Below are 19,390 nucleotides of genomic sequence, written 5' to 3' on the forward strand. Positions count from 1 at the left end.
GGTTCCAAACCGCCACGAGTTGCGCGGGTAAAGAGTCCGCGTGGTGAGCGTCGATGGAAAAGGCAGAGTTCGACTCTGTCAGGTAAGGATCGAAGAGACGAATGTTAGTCAACCGCTGAAGACGTGTCGAAATTGTCCCAGAAGATGTCGAAAGCGTAGAGCCCACTTGCTCCGGGACAAGATCGGGCGACGCATGCTGACGGCCGATCGGCATCCGGCAAATAGGCGGCGTGACTTTGATTCATGTTAGCGCCAATGTAAAACTGACCCACCGGCGGGTCAGAATTCTATCGGCGTTGACGGATTCAGGCGTTGGTTGTCTGGCGACAACTAGATTTGCCGGTGTTGGCGGCTGACCTGCTGAGGCTGCGGCCGTCGCTATGATGCGGCTCCCTCCGGAGCCAGCATGAAAAAAGACGGAGAAATCACATTCTTGCGGGAAGAACGGCGGAAAGGAGCGAGCCAGAAGCTGGCGGCAACGCGAAACGGTATGAGTGAGCGCACGGTTCGTAAGTACGAGCGTGCTGGCACGTTGCCGAATGAAGTGAAGAAGCCACGCACGCATCGCACGCGGGAGAATCCGTTCAGCCCCGACGGGCCGTGGGTTGAGGACACCTAAAGCGAGACCCGGCATTTTAGGCCAAGACGCTGTTCGCGCTGCTGTGCCAGACGTTTCCGGGGCGATATCAGGAAGGCCAGCTGCGTACGTTGCAGCGACACATTCAAGCGTGGCGAGTTCGTTACGGCCCGGAACAGGAGGTCATGTTTCCACAGAAGCATGTGCCCGGGCGCATGGCTCAATCCGATTTCACTTCGATGAATCGCCTGAGAGTAACGATCTGGAGCACGGCATTCCCACGCCTGGTCTATCATCTCGTGCTGACCTATTCGAACGTGGAGGTCGTACGCATTTGCTTTTCCGAGAGCTTCGAGGCGCTGGCCGAAGGGCTTGAAGCGTGCCTGTGGCAGATCGGCGGTGTTCCCGAATGGCACCGCACCGACAATCTGACCGCGGCCGTACGCGACCTCGATCGCGAAGGAATGCACGAGTTCACGCAGAACTATCGAGCATTGCTCGCCCATTACGGCATGCAGCCGTCGGCGAACACGGCCGGATGCGGTAACCAGAACGGTGACGTCGAGCAATGCACTTCCGGTTCAAAAAGGTCGTGGATCAGGCACTGCGGGTTCGCGGCACGCGAGACTTCGGAACGCGTAGCGATTACGAACACTTCCGTGGCGAACTTGTTCGGCTGCGCAATCTCACGCACTCGCAACGATTCGAGCAGGACCGAGCGGCGCTTAGGCCGCTGCCCGTGGCGCCGTTGGACTGCACGCGCGAGGTCTCGGTGCGCGTCTCTCGTTTCAGTTTAATTCGGCTGCTCAACAATCATTACTCCGTGCCGTCGCGATTGATCGGTGCGACGCTGAAAGCGCGCATCCGCTCGGAGATCTTGGACTTTTACCACGGGACGGCGCATGTTCTCACTCTTCCGCGCTTGACCGGCCGCAATCAGCGACGAATCGACTACCGGCACCTAATTTGGTCGCTGGTAAGAAAGTGCGGGGCCTTCGCGGCCTACTGCTATAAAGACGAGCTGTTTCCAACGACCACGTGCCGCCGGGCCTACGACGCATTGCCTGCCGCAACGCCGACGGAGACGGACCGGGAATACCTATGCCTGTTGCATTTAGCTGCGAGCACGTCCGGGGCCGAAATCGATGAAGCAATCGTCCGCGTATTGGATGAGGACCGCGTACCGACACTCGATGTCGTGCGGCACCTTCAGCAGCGCGCGGTTCAGCCTGAACACCTACCACAGCGCCGAGGGCATCGTCAGCGTGATGTGCTGCCAGCGCGTTTGCGGCAGCCTCGCCGTTTGCGTGGCGATCCATTGGTCCGTCGCCTTCTTGCCGCACGTGGGGCAGAACCGGCTCTTGCAGCTGAAGCACACCCTCTTGCGATGCGGGCAGGCTCCGTTCGAGCAGGAGTGGCTCGCGTAGCCCATTACTTCCAGTCCGCAAGCCAGCAGGCGCACCATGTTGTCCACCACCGCCGAGCGGATCTCATGCTCATGCTTTTTGAAATGCCGCCACCAAGCCTCGCCGGTCTGCAGCAGCTGTTTGATCGGACTGACGGTTCTGATGATCGGTACCTCCCGTGCGCCACACCTCCGACTCTACCATCCCCCGCTCGCAGCCAACGGCGGGTTGCCTGCGGCGTTGCCTTCGCATAGCGACGGTTCTAGTCGCCGCGCAGCGGCTTACCTTGTTCTGTAAGGGACTGCTGGGTTTTTCAGGGGCGACTCAACCACATAGCAAAGCGCGGCACACAGGCGGCGCTTTGCTGACTGAAAAGCTACTTCCACTACCCACACGAAATGCTGACGACACAGGCCGACGTCATGAACGCCGACCCGCTCGCCTTCATCCGGCAGTGGGTCGCGACCGGGCACCTCACTCGTCGTCGGTCGGCGCCACTTCCCAAGCGGCGTTTTCACCGTTGCGGGATAGCGGATTGTCCTCGCCGACAGCGGTGGGCAGGTCGGCCGGGGCGAGGCTGTAGGCGTAAAGCTCGTACAGCACCTGTTGCATTGGCGTGTAGTAGACGATGGAACGGCCGTCAGGCTCGCCGGAGGAGATGATCCCGATCAGCTGCCGGTCGTAGGTGACAACCGGTCCGCCGGAGTCGCCGTTGTCAATGCTGTTGAGCTCGGACGAGTGCGCGGCATTGATGTGCTCATAACTCGGTTTATAAACTCCCGCCTCGACAGACATGCCTTGCCACACGCAGCGGACGCCGGTGCGCCAACCGCTTGTGCAGAACTGTTCATACGGCGCGTCCGACCACCCGGTAACAGCAAGGCGCGCTTCCTGCCCGGCGCGCGGCATAAAGACCTGGTTGTTCGCAAGGGGCGTATAAGTCTGGATCGGACTGCAGAAGGCTGCGCTGTGGTGACCGGAGCACTGCAAGGACCACGGATTCGGCTTGGGCGATACCCGCGCAAGCTCGATGTCCGAGGCAGCCGACTGCCACACGACGGTGCCGATGGCAACGGTACCCACGTGGATGGTCGCGTGCATCGGCGCGCAGTGCTTGGCAAGCACGAGCCATCGTGTGGCACGTTGGTAAGGCGTCAGTCTGTGGAGGATGCTCTTGGGCACCAACACCGCCCCTACGCTGCATGACCCAAAGGGAACGCTGACCTTCGAGCCAGAGATGACCGGCAGGACGGCGCGGTCGGGATTACGAGGCTGCACGACGCCCGGGCTTTGCGCCGTGGCAACCGAGGATGCGAAGGTGGTGGCGATGGCCATTGCGAGGGATGCCACACGCTTTTGCAGTGGTAGGCCTTTCATCAGGGATCGAGTCCTCTCAGGGATGTCGGGATCGGGGACAGTGGTGGTTCGCGAGGCCCATTTCAGGCCTCCGGCTCGCCTTCGCCGGCACCGGGGCGGCGCCCAGGCCCATCTCGCGGGCTTGGGTCCAGCAGCTCAGTTCGTTCGGGTTCGTCTGCATGTCTCGCTCCTCAGGGACATGGATTTTTGCCACTTTTATCGGCGTTGTTGCATTTAGTCGCCGCGCAGCGGCTTACCTTGACCTTCCGATCGTCGAACTTTTTCTTCGAGTCCATGAATTCGAGCATGTGTCCGACGTCCATCACGACGTACGCCTTATCGTTGACCTCGAACTCGTGCAGATCCGCGTCGTGCCAGCCGAATGCGGCTTGCAGAATGTCATGAAGCTTGCGCAATGATTCTCCGCCTTGGACTTGCACGCGGCGCGAGATGGGCGGATCGATGTCACGGATTTGCGCATGCAGGGTGAACAGTCGGTAGGACTTGGCCATGGCGTAGCGAGTATCGGAGGTCGAGGCGTATTAACGCCTCACGCCACGAGACTGCTTACCTTCCCACGGCAATAGTTCATCGATGATCGGATACTCTGCGATGCGTGCAAACACGTATCGCAGATGCGTCTCAGGATTGACATTGTTAATCTTCGCTGTGCCGACCAAGCTGTAGATCGCGGCGGTACGTTCACCGCCCGAATCGGCACCCGCAAAGAGGCAATTGCGGTGACCGATAGCCGCGCGAATCAGGGGAGGCGCGACGCTCGTCGGGAGGGGCTGCCATGGATCGCTTCTTCAACTTTATGCAGCGCACCGATCCACTCAAGGGCCTCGGTATTGAAGGCATTCGGCCGCGCCACGAGGAGTTCATCGAGCTGTCGTCTCGCATGAGCCCAACAAGCCTTGGTGGTCATGGGGCAGCCATGCAAGACCCGTCGGCGAAATGGCCCATGACGCACAAATTCACACTATGCGCAGTGACAGAAGTGACCATGCCGAGCGACGGCGTGGTTAGGGTGATGCGTCGCTTTCTCGCGCCGCTGGCGATAGCGGTGCATGATGGCGGCATGCGCCTCACGACTGCGCCAGCTGCGCTGGTAACGGCGACCGCCACCCATGTAACCTTGCGCCTGGCCGAGTGCACAATCCGGATCATCCGTCTGCAAAGACTGAGCAGTAGTAACCTTCATCAAAGTGACCTTCGTCATGGTTTTGCGGGTAGCACACCGTTGGGGTCTCCGCGGCAGCCTGCGCAGCTACCGCCATCAGCGTAGCAGTTAGCAGCCCGCCGCACACGATCCTCTTGATTTTAGGCATGAACATGAACACTCCTTTTCAGCAAGTTATTAAGGCGTCAGTCCCGCAGTTCGTAGCACTGCCCGCGACAGGCACATACCCCATGCTACCTGTGTGTGCAGTCTATATCAACGGCGACTGAGCTCTAATTGTGCCACGCGATTTGGTGAAATTTAATAAGAAAGGTATAAAATAAATTGATGTCAGACCTTGCTTATGTTGATCGCTGCAAATTTTATTGGGATTTTAAAATTCTCTCAGTAGAACTAAAACCGCTAAGGCGGTTTGGAAGGTAAGCGAAAGTCTAGTGCGCTTACCGCTCATGAACATGGTTCCTGCAGCCAGACCACCGCGACGACGCCCGATCAGCCTGGTGACATGCGAAAAGCAATTCAACGCGACTCGCCTTCCGATCGCGCCCGGTAGGCCCGCGTTGCCGTCCCCGGCTTAAACCCCCTATTCGAACGTTGTGCCCTTAAAACCGATCAGGAGCCGGTCGTTGAGGAATCTCGGCTCATAGGCGCCATCGTGATCGATAGCGAGTATGCCAACGCGCGCACACAAATCAGCGAGTGAAGGGCGGGGGTTTGCGTGTGCATAGTGACCAGTCAGTAGGACTAGGCCGTGGAGTGTTGACAACCATTTGAGGGACGAATGGGGCTTATCCAAACAATGGATTTTCTCAATTTGATGGGATGCTGCATAGTACAAGTCACGTTTGAATGAGCTTTGAGAAGGAAATGTGCGTGAGCTGTCTGATGAGATGCGCCCTATCGGCGTGCACCATGAACCGGATTTATCGTGCCGAGACCAATAGCTTTTGGACCCGTGCCCGCCGAGAGTCGGGAGTGGCGTACGGGAGAGTCAAGGCTGGAGATCGAACGCGGTGGACGCTTACGCTGCGAGTCCGATCGGACCAATGCGCGATAAGGCGGCGTAGGGGCCCCTGCTCGGGTTCGAGAATGTCCGGTGAGCACGCATGCTGTGCGGTGGCAGCCAGTGGCTCACATGGTCGCCAAGGCGGCAGACGAAAGACAACGGCGTACGGCAAACTTTCGCCCGGTTAAGCCACTGGCGTCCACGGATCCCGACCCACCTCATCAACTTGACAAGAGACAGCAATACCATGCCCCGAATGTCGATCCTGGCCAGCTGCGCCGCCATCGCAAGCCTGATGCTCGGCGCCGCCAGCGCGCAGGCCGCGGATTGGTCTGCATCTTCCCCCGCGACCTCGTCCTGCTCTTCCACCAACCTTTTCGCTTCGTGGACCTACGGTAGCTACACCGTCAACAATGATGTCTGGTCGCCCTGCAGCAATGTCGCAGCGGGTGAACAGACCATCTGGGCCAATACCAACCTCGACTGGGGCGTCACTTCAGATCAGCCCAACACCAGCGGCATCAAGTCCTATCCTCACATCGGTTATTCGGTCAACAAAACCATCAGTTCGCTGAGCACGCTGACCGCGGCAGTCTCGGCTACTACGCCTTCCGGTGGTGCCTGGGAGTCGACCTTTGACATCTGGGCCGATAGCAATCGGCACGAAATCATGGTCTGGCTGAACTACACCGGAACCTCGACGGGTTGCGGCAATGTAAAGCCGATCTCCTACAACTGGACATCTGCCGGCTGCGCTATTCCACTTCACAGCAACGTCTCACTGTCCGGTGGTACCTGGAACGTCTTCGTGGGAACCAACGGCAGCAACATAGTCTATTCGTTCCTGCGCACGACCAAGACCGACGACACCACGATTGATGTGCTGGCGATCATGAAATACCTCAAGTCGCTGAACTATTTCGATGACGTTATGATCGGCGACCTGCAGTACGGCTTCGAGATCACCTCATCGTCGGGTGGCCTGGGCTTCGCGTCCAAGGAGTTCGCCGTCACGGCTGAGTGATGACGCTCACGACCAGACGATTGAAGCAGTCGATCACAGGCGACAGATAGAACTTCCCGGCGGGAACCTGAATTTCGGTTATGTCGCTAAGCCATTTTCGGTTCGGCGCGGCTGCACTGAAATTGCGATCAATGAGGTTCTCCGGCGCGGGGCCTATTTCTCTGTGGTAAGAGCCATAGCGACGCCACCGGGTAGAGGCCTGGACGTCGACCAGCAGATCCTGACCAACCGGGAGAAGGCGACGCTGGTTGATGCCCTCAGGCAAACCTATGCGCCGCCAGAATTTTTTGCGGTCTTGGGTCTTTCCCGCAGTTCCTGCTTTCATATCGCGCACGACTGCTGGCCGACGATAAGTACGCTGGCGCGCGTCGTGTCGTCGCGGACATCTTCCAGTTCAAACACCGTTGCTACGGTTATCGTCGGATACGTGCGGTGTTGTGCGGGCAGCAAGTCCTCACATGGAGATAGTCGTGCGGCGTTTGATGAGGCCGGAAGGTGCGGATGTTGTCAACAGAGGCGGCGTAGCTACGGCTCTTACCACGGAGAAATAGGCTCCGCGCCAGATAACCTCATCAATCGCGACTTTCGGACGGCATCGCCAAATAAGAAGTGGCTCGCGCAACTACAGATTTGCAGATTCCGCCCCGGCAAGGTGGATCTGTCGCCGGTGATCGACTGCTTCGATGGGCTGGTTGTCAGTTGGTCAATCAGCACGCGGCTGGACGCGAAGCCTTGAGTGGCTCCCAAACCCTCTTGCAGTGCAGCTGGGCGGGGCGGATGATCCGGTTCGCAAGGTGCCGCGGCTGACTGCAATGTTGGAGCACGCGAGTACGTGCCACATCTCCCAGCAAGCTGACAGCGCTGCTCCGCCATCGCTTCGCGATGCTTCCAGAATTGCTGAACGGGGCGTCAACTGTGGGGCTTTCGCGCACGCTCCTTAACTCTTATAAACATGGGTTTGGCATGCCCATTAAAAAGATTGTTGCTGGCATAAATTGTATTTAATTGATGTGGATATAGCTATTGCAGTATAAAGCACCTGTTCAGTTTCATTGGCGATCAAGAATGCTAGCGGCTGTTGACATAGACTTTGACGTGTGGCCTGAGGAAAATTTAGCGGCATTGTCCACTCGTCGGCAGTGGCACGGACTACGGCGAAGAGTAGGTCAATCGCTCAGGAGTCAGTCGATGGATTTTGAACCATGCCGGTGAGTTGTCGCCACGGAGCGAATCGGGATCGACTTGTTTGCGATAGAGCGAAGCGCACAGCAAGTGTCGCGTGAGCGAAAAGTGCTGCGGGGTCAGGTCGACGTCGCGCACGCTCGCCTGAAGCCGGTAGTGCCAGGGCGCGACTGATGACGATCGCGGTGAAGCGATGGCCGATAAAGCGATTAGGTGTTCTGCGTCGCCAAGTCTTGCCCGACTCAGTCAGCAACGTGACAAGCCGTTGGAACGAGCATCCCGCTCTGATTATATGGAGGATCCGAACGATGAAGAAGACTATTTTTGTTTTTACCCTCACGCTCGGCGCATCGTGTTACGCGTCGGCTGAGACGGTCGAAAGCTGCCCGAATGTCGAGACCATCCATAGGCAAGGGAGCATATACACGGCAGCAACAAGCGGAGCTGAGGGTTCATGGTGGGGCGTTGCGGAGAACGATGATGATGGCGATGACATCAGGAGATTTTCCTCTGCGATATTCTATCCAGCGCAAGATAGTGAATCGCGAGCGTTAGTCAACTGCTCATACAAGCTCGGTAATGGCGACTACGCGGATTTACGATTTATAACGGGTCCGCCGCGACCGGCTTTAGGGGTGCAGGAAGGCATATGGCTTCGGAAACATGATCCTGACGGTCATAGCTACTATGAGTGCAATGAGCTGTCCCCTTTGTCTTGTATCTTCTATGTTATTCGACGACCGTGAACAATCCGTGGAACTTTGAGCGCGGCTTTCAAGTGAAGCCGTTTTATCGGGTTGCAGCGACTTCGACGCGGGGACCGCGGAAACCCTGCATCTGGCGCGCGCTGTTCGACGTGGCGTTCGATGTTGTGCAACCGGCAGACTCGGACATCATCGTCAGTGCCATGCCACCACCATGAATAAAGCTAGCGCGCGCTCAATCCGGTCGAGGGCAGCCAATTGCAGGGGCTCGGCTCTGCAGCCGTCATTGGAACAGGCCAATTCTACCTGACCTGCAAAAGCCGGAATTATGTCACTGCGCTATTTTCTCACCGTCCTCCCAGAACAATGATGTACGGGCAAATCTGCCGTTCTTTGCTCTCATGTTCGATTTTCACCAGAATCATCTAAATTTGGGACAACAAATCGTATGGTTTTATCTCGCGTCGCAACGGCCTTGGTGCTGGCTGGATTGATCTGCGCGCAGACCGCACACGCACAAGTGACACTGAACTTCGTGAACGCCGAAATCGACCAGGTCGCGAAGGCGATCGGCGCGGCGACCGGCAAGACAATCATCGTCGACCCACGGGTCAAAGGTCAGTTAAACCTGTTGTCGGAGAACGCGGTGCCTGAGGATCAGGCGGTGAAGACGTTGCAATCGGCGCTGCGCATGCAAGGCTTCGCGCTCGTCGAGGATAACGGCGTACTTAAGGTCGTACCCGAGGCGGATGCCAAACGGCAAGGCGTGCCCACCTACGCCGGCAATACGCCGACCGCGCGGGGCGACCAGGTCGTCACGCAGGTGTTCGTGCTGAAGAACAAGTCGGCAAACAACCTGTTGCCGGTGCTGCGCCCGCTCATTTCGCCGAACAACACCGTGGCCGCCTATCCGGACAACAACACGATCGTCGTCACGGACTACGCGGATAACGTGCGGCGCATCGCGCAGATCATTGCCGCTATCGATACGGCGGCGGGGCAGTCGGTGTCTGTGGTACAACTCAAGAATGCAAACGCGCTCGACGTTGCGGCGCAGATGAATAAGATGCTCGATCCGGGTGCGATCGGCAGCGCCGACGCCACGCTGAAAGTGTCGATCACCGCAGATCCGCGCACCAATTCGCTTCTGATTCGCGCATCGAACGGCGCGCGCCTCGCCGGCGCGAAAACGCTCGCGCGCGAACTGGACGCGCCGACCAGCATGCCGGGCAACATGCACGTCGTGCCGCTGCGCAATGCCGAGGCGACTAAGCTCGCGAAGACCCTGCGCGGCATGCTCGGCAAAGGCGGCATAGAAGACTCGTCCGCCGGCGGCAATGAAGCGAACTCGTTCAACCAGAATAGCGGCGGCGGGATCGGCGGCAAGAATTCGACGGGCACGGCCGGCACGCCGCCCCTGCCGTCGGGCGGACTCAACACCAGCTCCATGTCCTCGCCGATGGGCGGCGCGGCCGCAGGCGGCTATGGTGCGAACAATGCCGCGCAATCCGGCGGCTTTATCGGCGGCGACAAGGACAAGAGCGACGACAACCAGCTAGGCGGCATGATCCAGGCAGACGCCGCGACAAACGCGCTCATCATCACCGCCTCCGAGCCGGTGTACCGCAATCTGCGCGCGGTGATCGACCAGCTCGACGCGCGCCGCGCGCAGCTGTACATCGAGGCGCTGATCGTCGAGCTGAATTCGAACACGAGCGGGAACCTCGGCATTCAATGGCAGGTCGCGAACAATTCGATCTTTGCCGGAACCAACCTCGCGACTGGTACGAGCAACAGCATCATCAGCCTCACGGCTGCCCCTGCGGCGGTTGGGACCACGGGCGGTCTGGCCACGGCGCTCGGCTCGAGCTCCACGGCTCTGCAGCCCGGCCTGAACATCGGCTCGATTCACAACGTTTTGGGCGTGCAGGGACTCGGCGCGCTGCTTCAGGCGCTGTCGCAAACCGCTGACGCCAATGTGCTGTCCACGCCTAACCTGATTACGCTCGACAACGAGGAAGCCACGATCGTCGTCGGGAAAAATGTACCTATCGAGACCGGTTCGTATTCGAACCTGACGAGCGGTAATGCAAGCTCCGCGTTCAATACATACGACCGCGTCGACGTCGGCCTGACGCTGCACGTCAAACCGCAGATCACCGACGGCGGGATTCTCAAGCTGCAGCTTTATACAGAAGACTCGGCCATTTTGAACGGCACCACCGACGCGGCGACCAACCCGGCCGGCCCGCAGTTCACCAAGCGCTCGATCCAGTCGACCGTGCTCGCCGACAACGGCGAGATCATCGTGCTCGGCGGCCTGATGCAGGACGACTATGAGGTCAGCAACAGCAAGGTGCCGCTGCTCGGCGACATCCCGTGGATCGGTCAGCTGTTCCGTTCCGAGCAGAAAAACCGCAACAAGACCAATCTGATGGTGTTCCTGCGCCCGGTCATCATCAGCGATCGACATACGGCGCAGGCTGTCACGTCGAGCCACTACGACTATATTCAGGGTGTGCAGGGCGCATACCGTCAGGACAACCGCTTCATGAAGGACAACGACGATCCGATGGTCCCGCCGAAGCCGGTCGGTCCGGGCCAGGGCGGCTCGACGCTGAATTTGTTCGACCTGGGCCAGATGCACCGCAAGTAGGCGGACAGAAGGTCAATCTCTTCCGGAATGAAACCCAGATCCAGCGTGAGTTAGCGCGGCTCGCCTTTACGCTTTGTCCGCGCTGGCGTATCGGTTTCGTTGGGGGCTGTAGCCCGCAGCGAGGGATTCAGCGGAGCCGGAAATCGCGAGTTCTCACCAGACTGATACTGTGTCGGGCTGGCTTTGAACTCAGGCTCTCAAAGCGGCCCGGCCCGGATGGCTACCGGGGCAGGCCGGCATCACCCCCAGCGAGGATGAACTGACAACCATAGAAGCCAGGGAAGGAGCCGAGCATCTCAAATCATGATGGTTATCGGCTGCTTAAATTTTGGGGCGTGATCTCCGCGGGAGGCGGCAATGGGTCCACCGAGAAATCGGGATGTCCAATATAGGGAAAATCGCGTGACCGTTGACACTGCCGCAACATTGGGGCGGCGCAGGCCCGCGGCACCACAGTTGGCCGAGCGACGCGGCTGGCTCAAGCCCGATGCGCCGGTACTGGATGACGTCGAGATCGCCGCGGCGCTGGGGCCGCCGCAGAAGGCGATGTCGACCGCATAGGCCTCGGGGCGCGCCGCAGCTTGATTGCTCATGCGTCGCGCAGAATTGCCTGACATGGCGATTGCGGCCGCGCTACTGCGGGAGTGCGGCTACAGCGGCAGCTGTTCGTCGGTCGATCGCACGATCGTTTCGATCAACGCGGACCGCCCCCCTCGCAGGCGGGGAATAAATATCGAACTATTTGCTCCCTGGTGCATTCTATCTCTATGATGTCAGTAATTAGTCCCATTTCTTTTAGTAACCGTGGGTCTTTAATCTCGTCGGTTAGTTTTTGTATTGTATGTCTCGATGTCTCATTAGAATCGGACATGATTTTGTTCATTGTTTCTGGACTGAAGACGCCGATATGAGCCTGTGGATATGCCAATATCGCTACAGGGTCGAACCCAGGTCCGCACATGGCATAAACGCCTCCTGTATAAGCTTTTCTCGCTACAAGTAGAAGTTTTGGTGTCTTGCATCGAATATGTGAACTGAATAATTCAGCTGCCGCCGAGAATATGCCGCTATTTTCAGCGTCTTTGCCGATCATGAACCCTGGAACATCGGCAATAAATATGATTGGAACTCCAGTTTTTGCGGCAATATTTATCATCTTTGCCATTTTTGATGCCGATTTTCTGTAAATGATTCCTCCGTTGTGGCGGGGGTTGTTGGCAATGACGGCGCATGTTTTTCCTTTTATGCTAACGATGCCCGTCAACACTTCGCGTGCGTATTCCGGACTTATCTCTGTCAGACTGTCTCTATCAATAAATGAATGCAGCAGATGGTGTATGTCATACGGCGAATAATGATTTGATGGAACCAGATTTTCGAAATCCGTCGTGTCCGGGCATTCGTATTTTAGGTTGCCGTGTGTCTCGTCGTTAAAGATAAAGTGAAGCAGCCTTCTTATGTGCCCGAGTAATGTTTCCTCGCTACTGAATACTAGTTGAACTAGACCCGATTGCTTACTGTGGACCGCGGATCCGCCTAGCGAATAGAGTTCGGATTCCTGCGCCAGCATCGCCTTTACCATATCCGGTCGGCCCATGCATAAAGCCCCTCTCTCGGTCATCAGTACTATATCTGCGAGCATTAGCGGCAACGCAAGCGGGCCAGACGTTGGACCGAGAATGGCGGAGATCAACAAATTCCTTTCAGCTAATTGTGCCAGGGATGCACTGACCCTGCCCATTCCCAGTGGAGATAAGAGTAATCGGGACATGTCTGGTGAGAGCACTTTCGTGGTGTCGAAAGTTGAACCTGGCTCTCCCGGTTTGTCCTGGATGTAGATTAACGGGGAGACGGTACCCAGGGCCCGAGTTATGGTGCTTATGATTTGCCTAGCGGTCTGCCACTGCCCATTTCCATGGAATTCACAATCTCGTCCGCGATTCATGACCAGGAATGTCTTCACGGAATGTATCATTCCTTCACCACAGATAAAGTGACCTTTCGTGTCGGGATGATGGTCAACAAAGCTTCCATCATCAAAAAGCATATTTATCCTTTGCTGGGAAACTTGCATTTGCCTATCTCCCTCTGGCTGTGCGTGTCGAGTATGTGCCGTTGCGGTACGGCGTCTCCAAAAGTGTGCTCCAGGACGATCTATCTATGCCGGGTGACGATGTTCTCTATATGTGTTGCTTTAGCTAAGAGGTAGCGGTCCCTACCTCGCGCGGCATCTAGGCTCAATCCCACCGGTAATGCATCAGCTGGAGCAACAGGAAGAGTAATAGAGGGCATCGCGGCATTGCTGGCCAGGTCCGTGTTACGAATTACTTCCGCGAACAGTTCCGGCCGCCCGGCTTCGCTCAGATGCGGTACGTTACGCGGAACCGTCGGGTACGCGAGAAGATCGATGCCGCAAGCGCAGAACAGCGCATCCATTTGTTCACGTAACCTGCCGATATTCCGCATTGCTGAAGTATAGTCAGCAGGACAGATAAGCCGTCCGCTTAAATGGGCGTGAACAACTTTATGGACATCGTCGTCGCCGATATTGTCAAACACCGTTTTTATATTTTTTTCCCATCCTACGGAGAACAATGCTCTCGGGAAATCAATGAAGAACTCATAAAGCGGTACCGTGAAGGTTATGGGCGCATTGAGAGTAGAAGCAATCTCGTCATTCACTTCAATGCATTCGAATCCAGCGCGGGTAAGGCGCTTAATCGCGTGCCGACAATACTTACCGACATCATCATCCAGGTCAGTCCACATGGAGGCCGGGAGACCAATCCGGCACCGAGAACCTTCATGTTCTGTTGGGAGCCGGCCATCGCGAGACAGCAATTCATATAAGAACCGTGCATCTCTCGCCGTCCGCGTCAGCAGGCCAGGCGAATCCTTTGTGCGCGAAACCGGAATGATCCCGGCCGACGACCATCGGCCACTTGTGGGCCTGAAGCCCGTAATACCACAGAAAGCGGCCGGTATCCTTACCGACCCTCCAGTGTCAGTTCCGATCGCTACGGGAACGATGTTAGCTGCCACCGCTGCGGCGCAGCCGCCACTGCTGCCACCGGCCAAATATCCCGGGGCCACCGGATTTCCCACTGTTCCCCATCGAGGATTGACGGAGGTGATACCGAAGCTCAGTTCGTGCATGTTATTCTTACCGGCGACGACAGCACCTAGCGATTTGAGCTTGCTGACGATGGAGGCATCATGGGGGGCTATACAATCTGCCATTCCAGGCGTCCCGGCAGTGACAGGGAGCCCCTTAACATAAATATTGTCCTTGAACGAAACGGGAATGCCATAGAGAGGTGCGCCTTTCAGGAGCTTGTTCGCCTCACCGAAATGCATTTCGGCATCCCGGCCACGGATGAAGCAGTTGAGCTTTGTCAGATTCGCCTCAGCGCTGAGTGCTCGCCCCCGAATTTCAGCGGCCGAAAGTGCATCATTACGTAGGTCATTGCAAAGCGATTCAAGGGTGCGTTGAGAATACATGGGCTTTGAAGAGGCCAGTTCTTCGATATCAGTAATGATAAGCACTTCGAATTTCGTCAAGAGGGTTGCCTGGCAAAAGCTCGCCGCCAGCGCTACGTATTACGGCGCAGGCGCTGTTGATGGCCGTCTGCACAGCTCCCTCAATCCACCCCCCGGTGAAAGAACAGCTACATCCAGCGAGATAGAGGCCCGTATCCGTCGCGGGATCATTGGCTGCCTTAAACTGAAAAAACAAGCGCTGAGAATAAACATCCTCGCCCGGATAATTGAGCTTGAAGGCTCCGGCGGAATGGGGGTCGGTTAGCCAGTCATGATGTATGACACAGCGTTCATAGTCACCACCGGCCGGAGATAGATGGCCTGCAATTTCGGGGTGGAACGTTGCCAAGTCGTTAACCAGCTGCTCGCATCGGCGCCTTTTGTCAGGGACAGTCAGTAGTTTGTGAGCGTCATCCTCCCACGTGTAACTGAGCAGAACCACGCCGTGACCACCCGGGTTGTCGGGTTCATAGTCAAAACAATATACGCCTCGGACCAAACCGTCGGACTGAATGGTGAGCGGTAGTTTGTATTTGAGCCAGAACTTATCCTGGGTGAGCATAAACAGCTTTGACGACCCCGTCAGGTGCGTCTCTCTTATGGCGCGAGACACATCGCGGCTCAGAAACGTTTCGTCGTCGGTCAGGCGGTGAACCATCTGCATTGCCCTGTTGCTGCTCGTGACGATGACACGGTCGAAAGCCGGTGTCTGGTCTTCACCAGTTTCTAGCTTTATCTTTCCAGATTCTTTGTAGATCCGACCTACTCGACTGAAGCGGATATGCTCACCAACAGTACTTCCGTCGATCATTTGCTTGGCTAGGCGAGTAGCTAGTGTCGATATTCCGCAGGGGATGAGGCGCTGATCCTTCAAGTAACCGTTGATGATCAGGCGTAGAATCTCAGTAAATCCGGCTTGATAAACAGGCAGAAAGCCACCGGAGCCTATCCCTAAAGATCCAAACAGTTCGAAGTCATCCGGTCGTTTCCAGGGAACGCCTCCTGGTGGATGGGGTCCCGCGAAAATTTCCACAATGGCAGCATAAAAAGAACTGTCACGAAACGCGTTGAGCCACGTTTGCCACGCTGCACGGGCTTCGTCAAGGCGACGCGACTTCAACATGGCCGTGATTTTCGTCGGTGCGATGAGAGACATGCCGTTTAGCGAGTACCCTTCACTCAATAACGCGCGCCAGCCTTCGTCAACACGTCTGAACAATGGCGGGGGCATTTCCCCCGCGGGCCAGACGTGGCGAGCGCCGCGATAATGCAGTTCTGTATCAACTACTCCGGGATCGGGAAAACATGCTGCTGCTGAAATGCCGTGCTTCTTCAAATAATGGAAAAGCCCGGTTGCGGTGGGGGGCACTCGCATCGCGCCCATTTCAGCGATAAGGTGAGGATAATGTGGATCAAATTGCTGAGACCATAGCCGTCCTCCAATGCGATCGCGAGCTTCAAACAGGGTAATATCGCGGATACCTGCCCGCATTAGTTCAGTTGCAGCTACGAGGCCGCTGACGCCCGCCCCAATAATGGCAACCCGCGGAGTCGGGTTGCCCGCGGGAAAGCGCCCGATGCACCCTTCGAACTCGCTTAGTTGCAGGAAAGGAGCATAGTCATACAGTAGATCGATAGTTGGCGACGAGCTTTCTGAAGGCAGTGCACGGACTTTCATCGATTTTCTCCTTCATGATAAGGCATCCGCCAAAGGGCGAATTTGTTGCTAGGAACTTCATTGGCCATAGGCCTTAAAAGGACTGCTAGCTGTTTGTCAATTTCTGGCAACTGTTTTACCTGCCAAAATCTAAACGTCACTTATGTTTGTGCTCTGGGATTGACGTGACGATAGCATGCTGTGGATGGCCGTATCAAATTAAAAAGATTGATATTTGTATAATCTCGCGGTGAGTGCGGGATGATGAGCGGGCGTCTGAATTAACGCGGAATTGAAAATCACATTGTCGCAAAAACGTCTTCCAGAGATTCGAAGGCGAGTCGGTCGCAAAGCCATCTGGACGTTTGATCCGCGCGATCTGCGCGGATTGATGGCGGGGGCGAGACGCTGACCTTTCGGCACGGCACGCGTGACTTGATGCAGCGTTCGAGCTTGCACACAACGCCCGACGAGCCTTGAGTCCAGTTTGGCATGCCCCGGTACAAGTTTGCCTTTGCGCTCTGAGCGAGTGTGATTGCGGCCTTGTCGTAACCGCGCGCCGATGCTAGCAGCGGTTCGGCTCGTTGCAAGGTGGCGTGACGGCAAATTTCTGCATGGGGCATGGGGTGCAGGTGGTAGCAGACTCAAATCCTGCCCCGAGCAAAGAAAACGAGTTCTTACCCTTCTGGGAACCGAGCGGACTTTTCGGCATGGCGACGCAGCGCTCAGAGCCGTGCTCGCGAGCCGGTAGCCAAATCGCGCTTTGTATCATCCTCGATTGATGCCCATCTCCTGCGCGATTGCGATGAAGCCGTTGATATAGGAAATTTCCTCTTCCCCCCGACGTATGCCCAGATTGATGCTCTTGCCAATGCCGCGCTTGCCAAGCCGTACCGCACGAATCGGCAAACCGGCACCTTCCTCGTCAACAAGCCAATCGGGCAGAACTGAGACTCCGCGTCCCGCAGCAACCAACTGCAGCATCAAATCGGTTGCTTCCGCGGTACGGTGGTTCTTCGGCTTGCAATGCGCCGGGATAAGGAAGCGCGTGTAGATATCCAACCTATCTTCGCTGACAGGGACGGTGATCAATTCCTCGGCGAGCAGATCGCGGGGCTGAGCGAAAGCGCGCGCAGCCAACGGATGAGCTTCATGCACGACGAGGACAAGCTCATAGTCGATGACCGGGGTAAACCGAATGTCGGGAAGGTCGATCGGGTCAGGCGTCACAAGCAAGTCGATCTCATGACCTGCAAGCGCCGCAACGCCGTCGAAGCGGAATGCCGTCCGCACGTCGAAGTCTACATCCGGCCAAGTAGCAAGGTATCGAGGCGTAAGCCTTGAGAGCCATTTCTGGCAGGGATGGCACTCCATGCCCACGCGCAGCGCGCCGCGTCGACCTTCGGCGAAATCGACAAGGACACGCTCGGCGTGATCGATTTGCGGCAACACACGCTGCGCCAAAGCGAGCAAATACTCCCCGGCCTGCGTAAAACGAAGCGCCCGCCCGGCCTTTGTCCAGATTTTGACGCCGTGCTGCTCTTCCATCTTCCGAACCATATGGGAAAGCGCTGACTGCGTGACGTTAAGGCGTTCCGCGGCCGCGGTGACGCTGCCTAGCCGATCGACTTCCAGCAGGATCGCAAGTTGTTGGCGATCAAGCATCCATGAACTCCACTCATTGGTCTATGAAAACATACCATTTTTGCTCATTGAGCAGCGTTGCTATTCTGACCGAAATTCAAGGCCGCATAACATGCAGGCCGCTCTCTTTGAACGGGAAGGATAGTGAAGGCTGACTCTTACTCCGCAGCAATGAAAAGCGACGCTACGACGGGCAACGCTGCCTGCGTGTTCGACCAAGTGGCCGATCGCAAGAGCTCGAACTCGATGAAATGGGCGATCGCGGAAAAATTGCTTTCAGCAGACGAATGCGAAGCGCGACCGCTGCCGATGTGGGTGGCCGATATGGACTTCCGGGCTCCACAGCCGGTTATCGACGCTCTTCACGAAGCGGTCGAGCATGGCATCTTCGGCTATCCCGGGGGCGCAACGGGCAGTTATGTCGATGCGGTTGTCGGCTGGCAGGCGAAGCGATTCGGCTGGGAGGTCGCAAGGGAATGGGTCGTGCAGACGTCTGGCATTATCACCACGCTGAAGACTGCGGTACAGGCGTTTTCTGCGCCGGGCGATACGGTGCTGATCCAGCCGCCGGTCTACGCGCATTTTCACAACGACGTGTTGATGAATGGACGTCACCTTGCTTATGCGCCGCTCGAGCGCACGGAGACGGGGTATCGCTTCAACGAAAAGCTGTTCGAAGCGGCGATTCGCGACAACACGAAACTCTTCATCCTCAGTCACCCCCACAATCCGACGGGCAATGTGTGGTCCGAGGGCGAACTGCGCGCGATGGGCGAGATTTGTTTCCGGCACGGCGTGCTCGTCATCTCTGACGAGATCCATCAGGACCTGATGATCAACCCCGAAAAAAGGCATCTTCCTTTCGCGTCTTTGGGAGAAAGATTCGCGCAGAACAGCATCACATGCACCGCGCCAAGCAAGACGTTCAACCTGCCCGGACTGCAAAGCGCGAATGTCTTTGTGCCGAACCGACGGCTGCGTGACGAGCTGCTTCGCCAATACGACAGGAACATGTTTCCGCTCGTCAACACCCTCGGAATGGTCGCTGCCGAGGCAGCCTATGCGCACGGGGAGCCTTGGCTCGAAGAGATGCTGAGCTATCTGCGGGTGAATCACGCGCATTTCCGCAATGCCGTCAGCGAGATGACCTCGCAGATCAAGGTGCTGCCGGCAGACTCCCTGTATTTGGCCTGGATGGACTGCCGGGGACTCGAGATGGACGCGGAAGCGCTCAACAAATTCATGCTTACCAAGGCCAGGCTCTGGCTCGACAAGGGGCAGAAGTTCGGCGCTGAAGGGCACGGCTATATGCGCATCAATCTAGGTTGCCCTCGCTCGACCGTTGACGACGCCATTCGCCGGCTCGCCTCTGCCGTGGCCGAAGTCTGATTCGCGGAAAGAGAGCGCTCAACGATGGCGTTGATCGCCTTATGGATTAATAACTTGTTTGTTGAT

15 protein-coding genes and 4 pseudogenes are annotated in these 19,390 nt (G+C 57.1%); 9 read left to right on the plus strand and 10 right to left on the minus strand.

Going from position 1 to position 19,390, the window contains the following annotated elements; genetic code table 11:
- Nucleotides 1-406: 406 nt before the first annotated feature.
- Nucleotides 407-619 (plus strand): hypothetical protein, encoded by a 213-nt coding sequence (locus C9I57_RS33440; protein WP_258187865.1) that lies wholly within the window; start codon nucleotides 407-409, stop codon nucleotides 617-619.
- On the opposite strand, the gene C9I57_RS33445 is transcribed toward C9I57_RS33440, so the two are convergent.
- Nucleotides 616-1,146 (minus strand): hypothetical protein, encoded by a 531-nt coding sequence (locus C9I57_RS33445; RefSeq protein WP_258187866.1) that lies wholly within the window; start codon nucleotides 1,144-1,146, stop codon nucleotides 616-618. The two genes, C9I57_RS33440 and C9I57_RS33445, sit on opposite strands and share 4 nt — an antisense overlap.
- Between C9I57_RS33445 and C9I57_RS33865 the strand changes: the two are divergent.
- Nucleotides 1,146-1,469: pseudogene (locus C9I57_RS33865) on the plus strand (Mu transposase domain-containing protein); the annotation flags it as partial. The gene C9I57_RS33445 and the pseudogene C9I57_RS33865 sit on opposite strands and share 1 nt — an antisense overlap.
- Before the next feature lie 345 nt (nucleotides 1,470-1,814).
- Here C9I57_RS33865 and C9I57_RS33705 read toward each other — a convergent pair.
- The 4 genes and pseudogenes from C9I57_RS33705 to C9I57_RS28220 form a co-directional block, all read right to left on the minus strand.
- Nucleotides 1,815-2,042: a transposase zinc-binding domain-containing protein gene (locus C9I57_RS33705; protein ID WP_368677408.1), complete on the minus strand. Its 228-nt coding sequence runs from the start codon at nucleotides 2,040-2,042 to the stop codon at nucleotides 1,815-1,817.
- A 415-nt stretch (nucleotides 2,043-2,457) separates the two neighbouring features.
- A complete protein-coding gene (locus C9I57_RS28210; protein WP_107153859.1) occupies nucleotides 2,458-3,360 on the minus strand; it encodes a trypsin-like serine protease in 903 nt (300 codons plus the stop codon).
- A 170-nt stretch (nucleotides 3,361-3,530) separates the two neighbouring features.
- Nucleotides 3,531-3,851 (minus strand): plasmid pRiA4b ORF-3 family protein, encoded by a 321-nt coding sequence (locus C9I57_RS28215; protein WP_107153860.1) that lies wholly within the window; start codon nucleotides 3,849-3,851, stop codon nucleotides 3,531-3,533.
- A gap of 30 nt (nucleotides 3,852-3,881) precedes the next feature.
- Nucleotides 3,882-4,255, minus strand: a pseudogene (locus C9I57_RS28220) (transposase domain-containing protein); the annotation flags it as partial.
- On the opposite strand from C9I57_RS28220, the gene C9I57_RS32900 reads away from it, so the two are divergent.
- Together C9I57_RS32900 and C9I57_RS28225 are read left to right on the plus strand one after the other, a co-directional pair.
- Nucleotides 4,136-4,627: a hypothetical protein gene (locus C9I57_RS32900; protein WP_181321984.1), complete on the plus strand. Its 492-nt coding sequence runs from the start codon at nucleotides 4,136-4,138 to the stop codon at nucleotides 4,625-4,627. The pseudogene C9I57_RS28220 and the gene C9I57_RS32900 overlap by 120 nt on opposite strands.
- Before the next feature lie 1,148 nt (nucleotides 4,628-5,775).
- Complete coding sequence (locus C9I57_RS28225; RefSeq protein WP_107153861.1) at nucleotides 5,776-6,552, plus strand: GH12 family glycosyl hydrolase domain-containing protein; 777 nt, start codon at nucleotides 5,776-5,778, stop codon at nucleotides 6,550-6,552.
- A gap of 4 nt (nucleotides 6,553-6,556) precedes the next feature.
- Here C9I57_RS28225 and C9I57_RS28230 read toward each other — a convergent pair.
- Nucleotides 6,557-6,751, minus strand: a pseudogene (locus C9I57_RS28230) (IS3 family transposase); the annotation flags it as partial.
- On the opposite strand from C9I57_RS28230, the pseudogene C9I57_RS33455 reads away from it, so the two are divergent.
- From C9I57_RS33455 to C9I57_RS32905, 4 genes and pseudogenes are all read left to right on the plus strand, one after another.
- Nucleotides 6,746-7,282 (plus strand): annotated as a pseudogene (locus C9I57_RS33455) (IS3 family transposase); the annotation flags it as partial. The pseudogenes C9I57_RS28230 and C9I57_RS33455 overlap by 6 nt on opposite strands.
- Nucleotides 7,283-8,042: 760 nt before the next feature.
- Nucleotides 8,043-8,480 carry a DUF3757 domain-containing protein gene (locus C9I57_RS33710; RefSeq protein WP_158256645.1) on the plus strand — a complete coding sequence of 146 codons (438 nt, stop codon included), beginning with the start codon at nucleotides 8,043-8,045 and terminating at the stop codon, nucleotides 8,478-8,480.
- Between the two features lie 406 nt (nucleotides 8,481-8,886).
- Nucleotides 8,887-11,094, plus strand: a complete 2,208-nt coding sequence (gspD, locus tag C9I57_RS28240) for a type II secretion system secretin GspD (protein WP_258187868.1) — start codon at nucleotides 8,887-8,889, stop codon at nucleotides 11,092-11,094.
- Between the two features lie 402 nt (nucleotides 11,095-11,496).
- A complete protein-coding gene (locus C9I57_RS32905) occupies nucleotides 11,497-11,655 on the plus strand; it encodes a hypothetical protein (RefSeq protein WP_158256646.1) in 159 nt (52 codons plus the stop codon).
- 133 nt (nucleotides 11,656-11,788) lie between these two features.
- Here the strand turns inward: C9I57_RS32905 and C9I57_RS28245 are convergent, their stop codons facing one another.
- From C9I57_RS28245 to C9I57_RS28260, 4 genes are all read right to left on the minus strand, one after another.
- On the minus strand, nucleotides 11,789-13,168 hold the full coding sequence (locus C9I57_RS28245) for a carboxyl transferase domain-containing protein (protein ID WP_107153862.1): 1,380 nt from the start codon (nucleotides 13,166-13,168) through the stop codon (nucleotides 11,789-11,791).
- Between the two features lie 80 nt (nucleotides 13,169-13,248).
- Nucleotides 13,249-14,655: an amidase family protein gene (locus C9I57_RS28250; protein WP_269845402.1), complete on the minus strand. Its 1,407-nt coding sequence runs from the start codon at nucleotides 14,653-14,655 to the stop codon at nucleotides 13,249-13,251.
- Nucleotides 14,624-16,312, minus strand: coding sequence for an NAD(P)/FAD-dependent oxidoreductase (locus C9I57_RS28255; protein ID WP_107153863.1), 1,689 nt, complete (start codon nucleotides 16,310-16,312; stop codon nucleotides 14,624-14,626). Before C9I57_RS28255 ends, C9I57_RS28250 begins: the two co-directional genes overlap by 32 nt.
- A 747-nt stretch (nucleotides 16,313-17,059) precedes the next feature.
- The gene (locus C9I57_RS28260) at nucleotides 17,060-17,956 is read right to left on the minus strand and encodes a LysR family transcriptional regulator (protein WP_107153864.1); all 897 of its coding nucleotides are present in this window, start codon (nucleotides 17,954-17,956) and stop codon (nucleotides 17,060-17,062) included.
- Between the two features lie 150 nt (nucleotides 17,957-18,106).
- On the opposite strand from C9I57_RS28260, the gene C9I57_RS28265 reads away from it, so the two are divergent.
- Nucleotides 18,107-19,324, plus strand: a complete 1,218-nt coding sequence (locus C9I57_RS28265) for a MalY/PatB family protein (RefSeq protein WP_107153865.1) — start codon at nucleotides 18,107-18,109, stop codon at nucleotides 19,322-19,324.
- The last annotated feature ends 66 nt before the right edge of the window (nucleotides 19,325-19,390 follow it).

This window comes from Trinickia symbiotica (assembly GCF_003028655.1).
Classification (GTDB): Bacteria; Pseudomonadota; Gammaproteobacteria; order Burkholderiales; family Burkholderiaceae; genus Trinickia; species Trinickia symbiotica_A.

Excerpts from the sequence above, each read along its gene's own strand:
- C9I57_RS32900 (WP_181321984.1), top strand. The coding sequence starts at position 4,136 with ATGGATCGCTTCTTCAACTTTATGCAGCGCACCGATCCACTCAAGGGC.
- C9I57_RS28215 (WP_107153860.1), bottom strand. The coding sequence starts at position 3,851 with ATGGCCAAGTCCTACCGACTGTTCACCCTGCATGCGCAAATCCGTGAC.
- C9I57_RS28260 (WP_107153864.1), bottom strand. The coding sequence starts at position 17,956 with ATGCTTGATCGCCAACAACTTGCGATCCTGCTGGAAGTCGATCGGCTA.
- C9I57_RS28210 (WP_107153859.1), bottom strand. The coding sequence starts at position 3,360 with ATGAAAGGCCTACCACTGCAAAAGCGTGTGGCATCCCTCGCAATGGCC.
- C9I57_RS28255 (WP_107153863.1), bottom strand. The coding sequence starts at position 16,312 with ATGAAAGTCCGTGCACTGCCTTCAGAAAGCTCGTCGCCAACTATCGAT.
- C9I57_RS28265 (WP_107153865.1), top strand. The coding sequence starts at position 18,107 with ATGAAAAGCGACGCTACGACGGGCAACGCTGCCTGCGTGTTCGACCAA.
- C9I57_RS28225 (WP_107153861.1), top strand. The coding sequence starts at position 5,776 with ATGCCCCGAATGTCGATCCTGGCCAGCTGCGCCGCCATCGCAAGCCTG.
- gspD (WP_258187868.1), top strand. The coding sequence starts at position 8,887 with ATGGTTTTATCTCGCGTCGCAACGGCCTTGGTGCTGGCTGGATTGATC.
- C9I57_RS33705 (WP_368677408.1), bottom strand. The coding sequence starts at position 2,042 with ATGGTGCGCCTGCTGGCTTGCGGACTGGAAGTAATGGGCTACGCGAGC.
- C9I57_RS33440 (WP_258187865.1), top strand. The coding sequence starts at position 407 with ATGAAAAAAGACGGAGAAATCACATTCTTGCGGGAAGAACGGCGGAAA.
- C9I57_RS28245 (WP_107153862.1), bottom strand. The coding sequence starts at position 13,168 with ATGCAAGTTTCCCAGCAAAGGATAAATATGCTTTTTGATGATGGAAGC.
- C9I57_RS33710 (WP_158256645.1), top strand. The coding sequence starts at position 8,043 with ATGAAGAAGACTATTTTTGTTTTTACCCTCACGCTCGGCGCATCGTGT.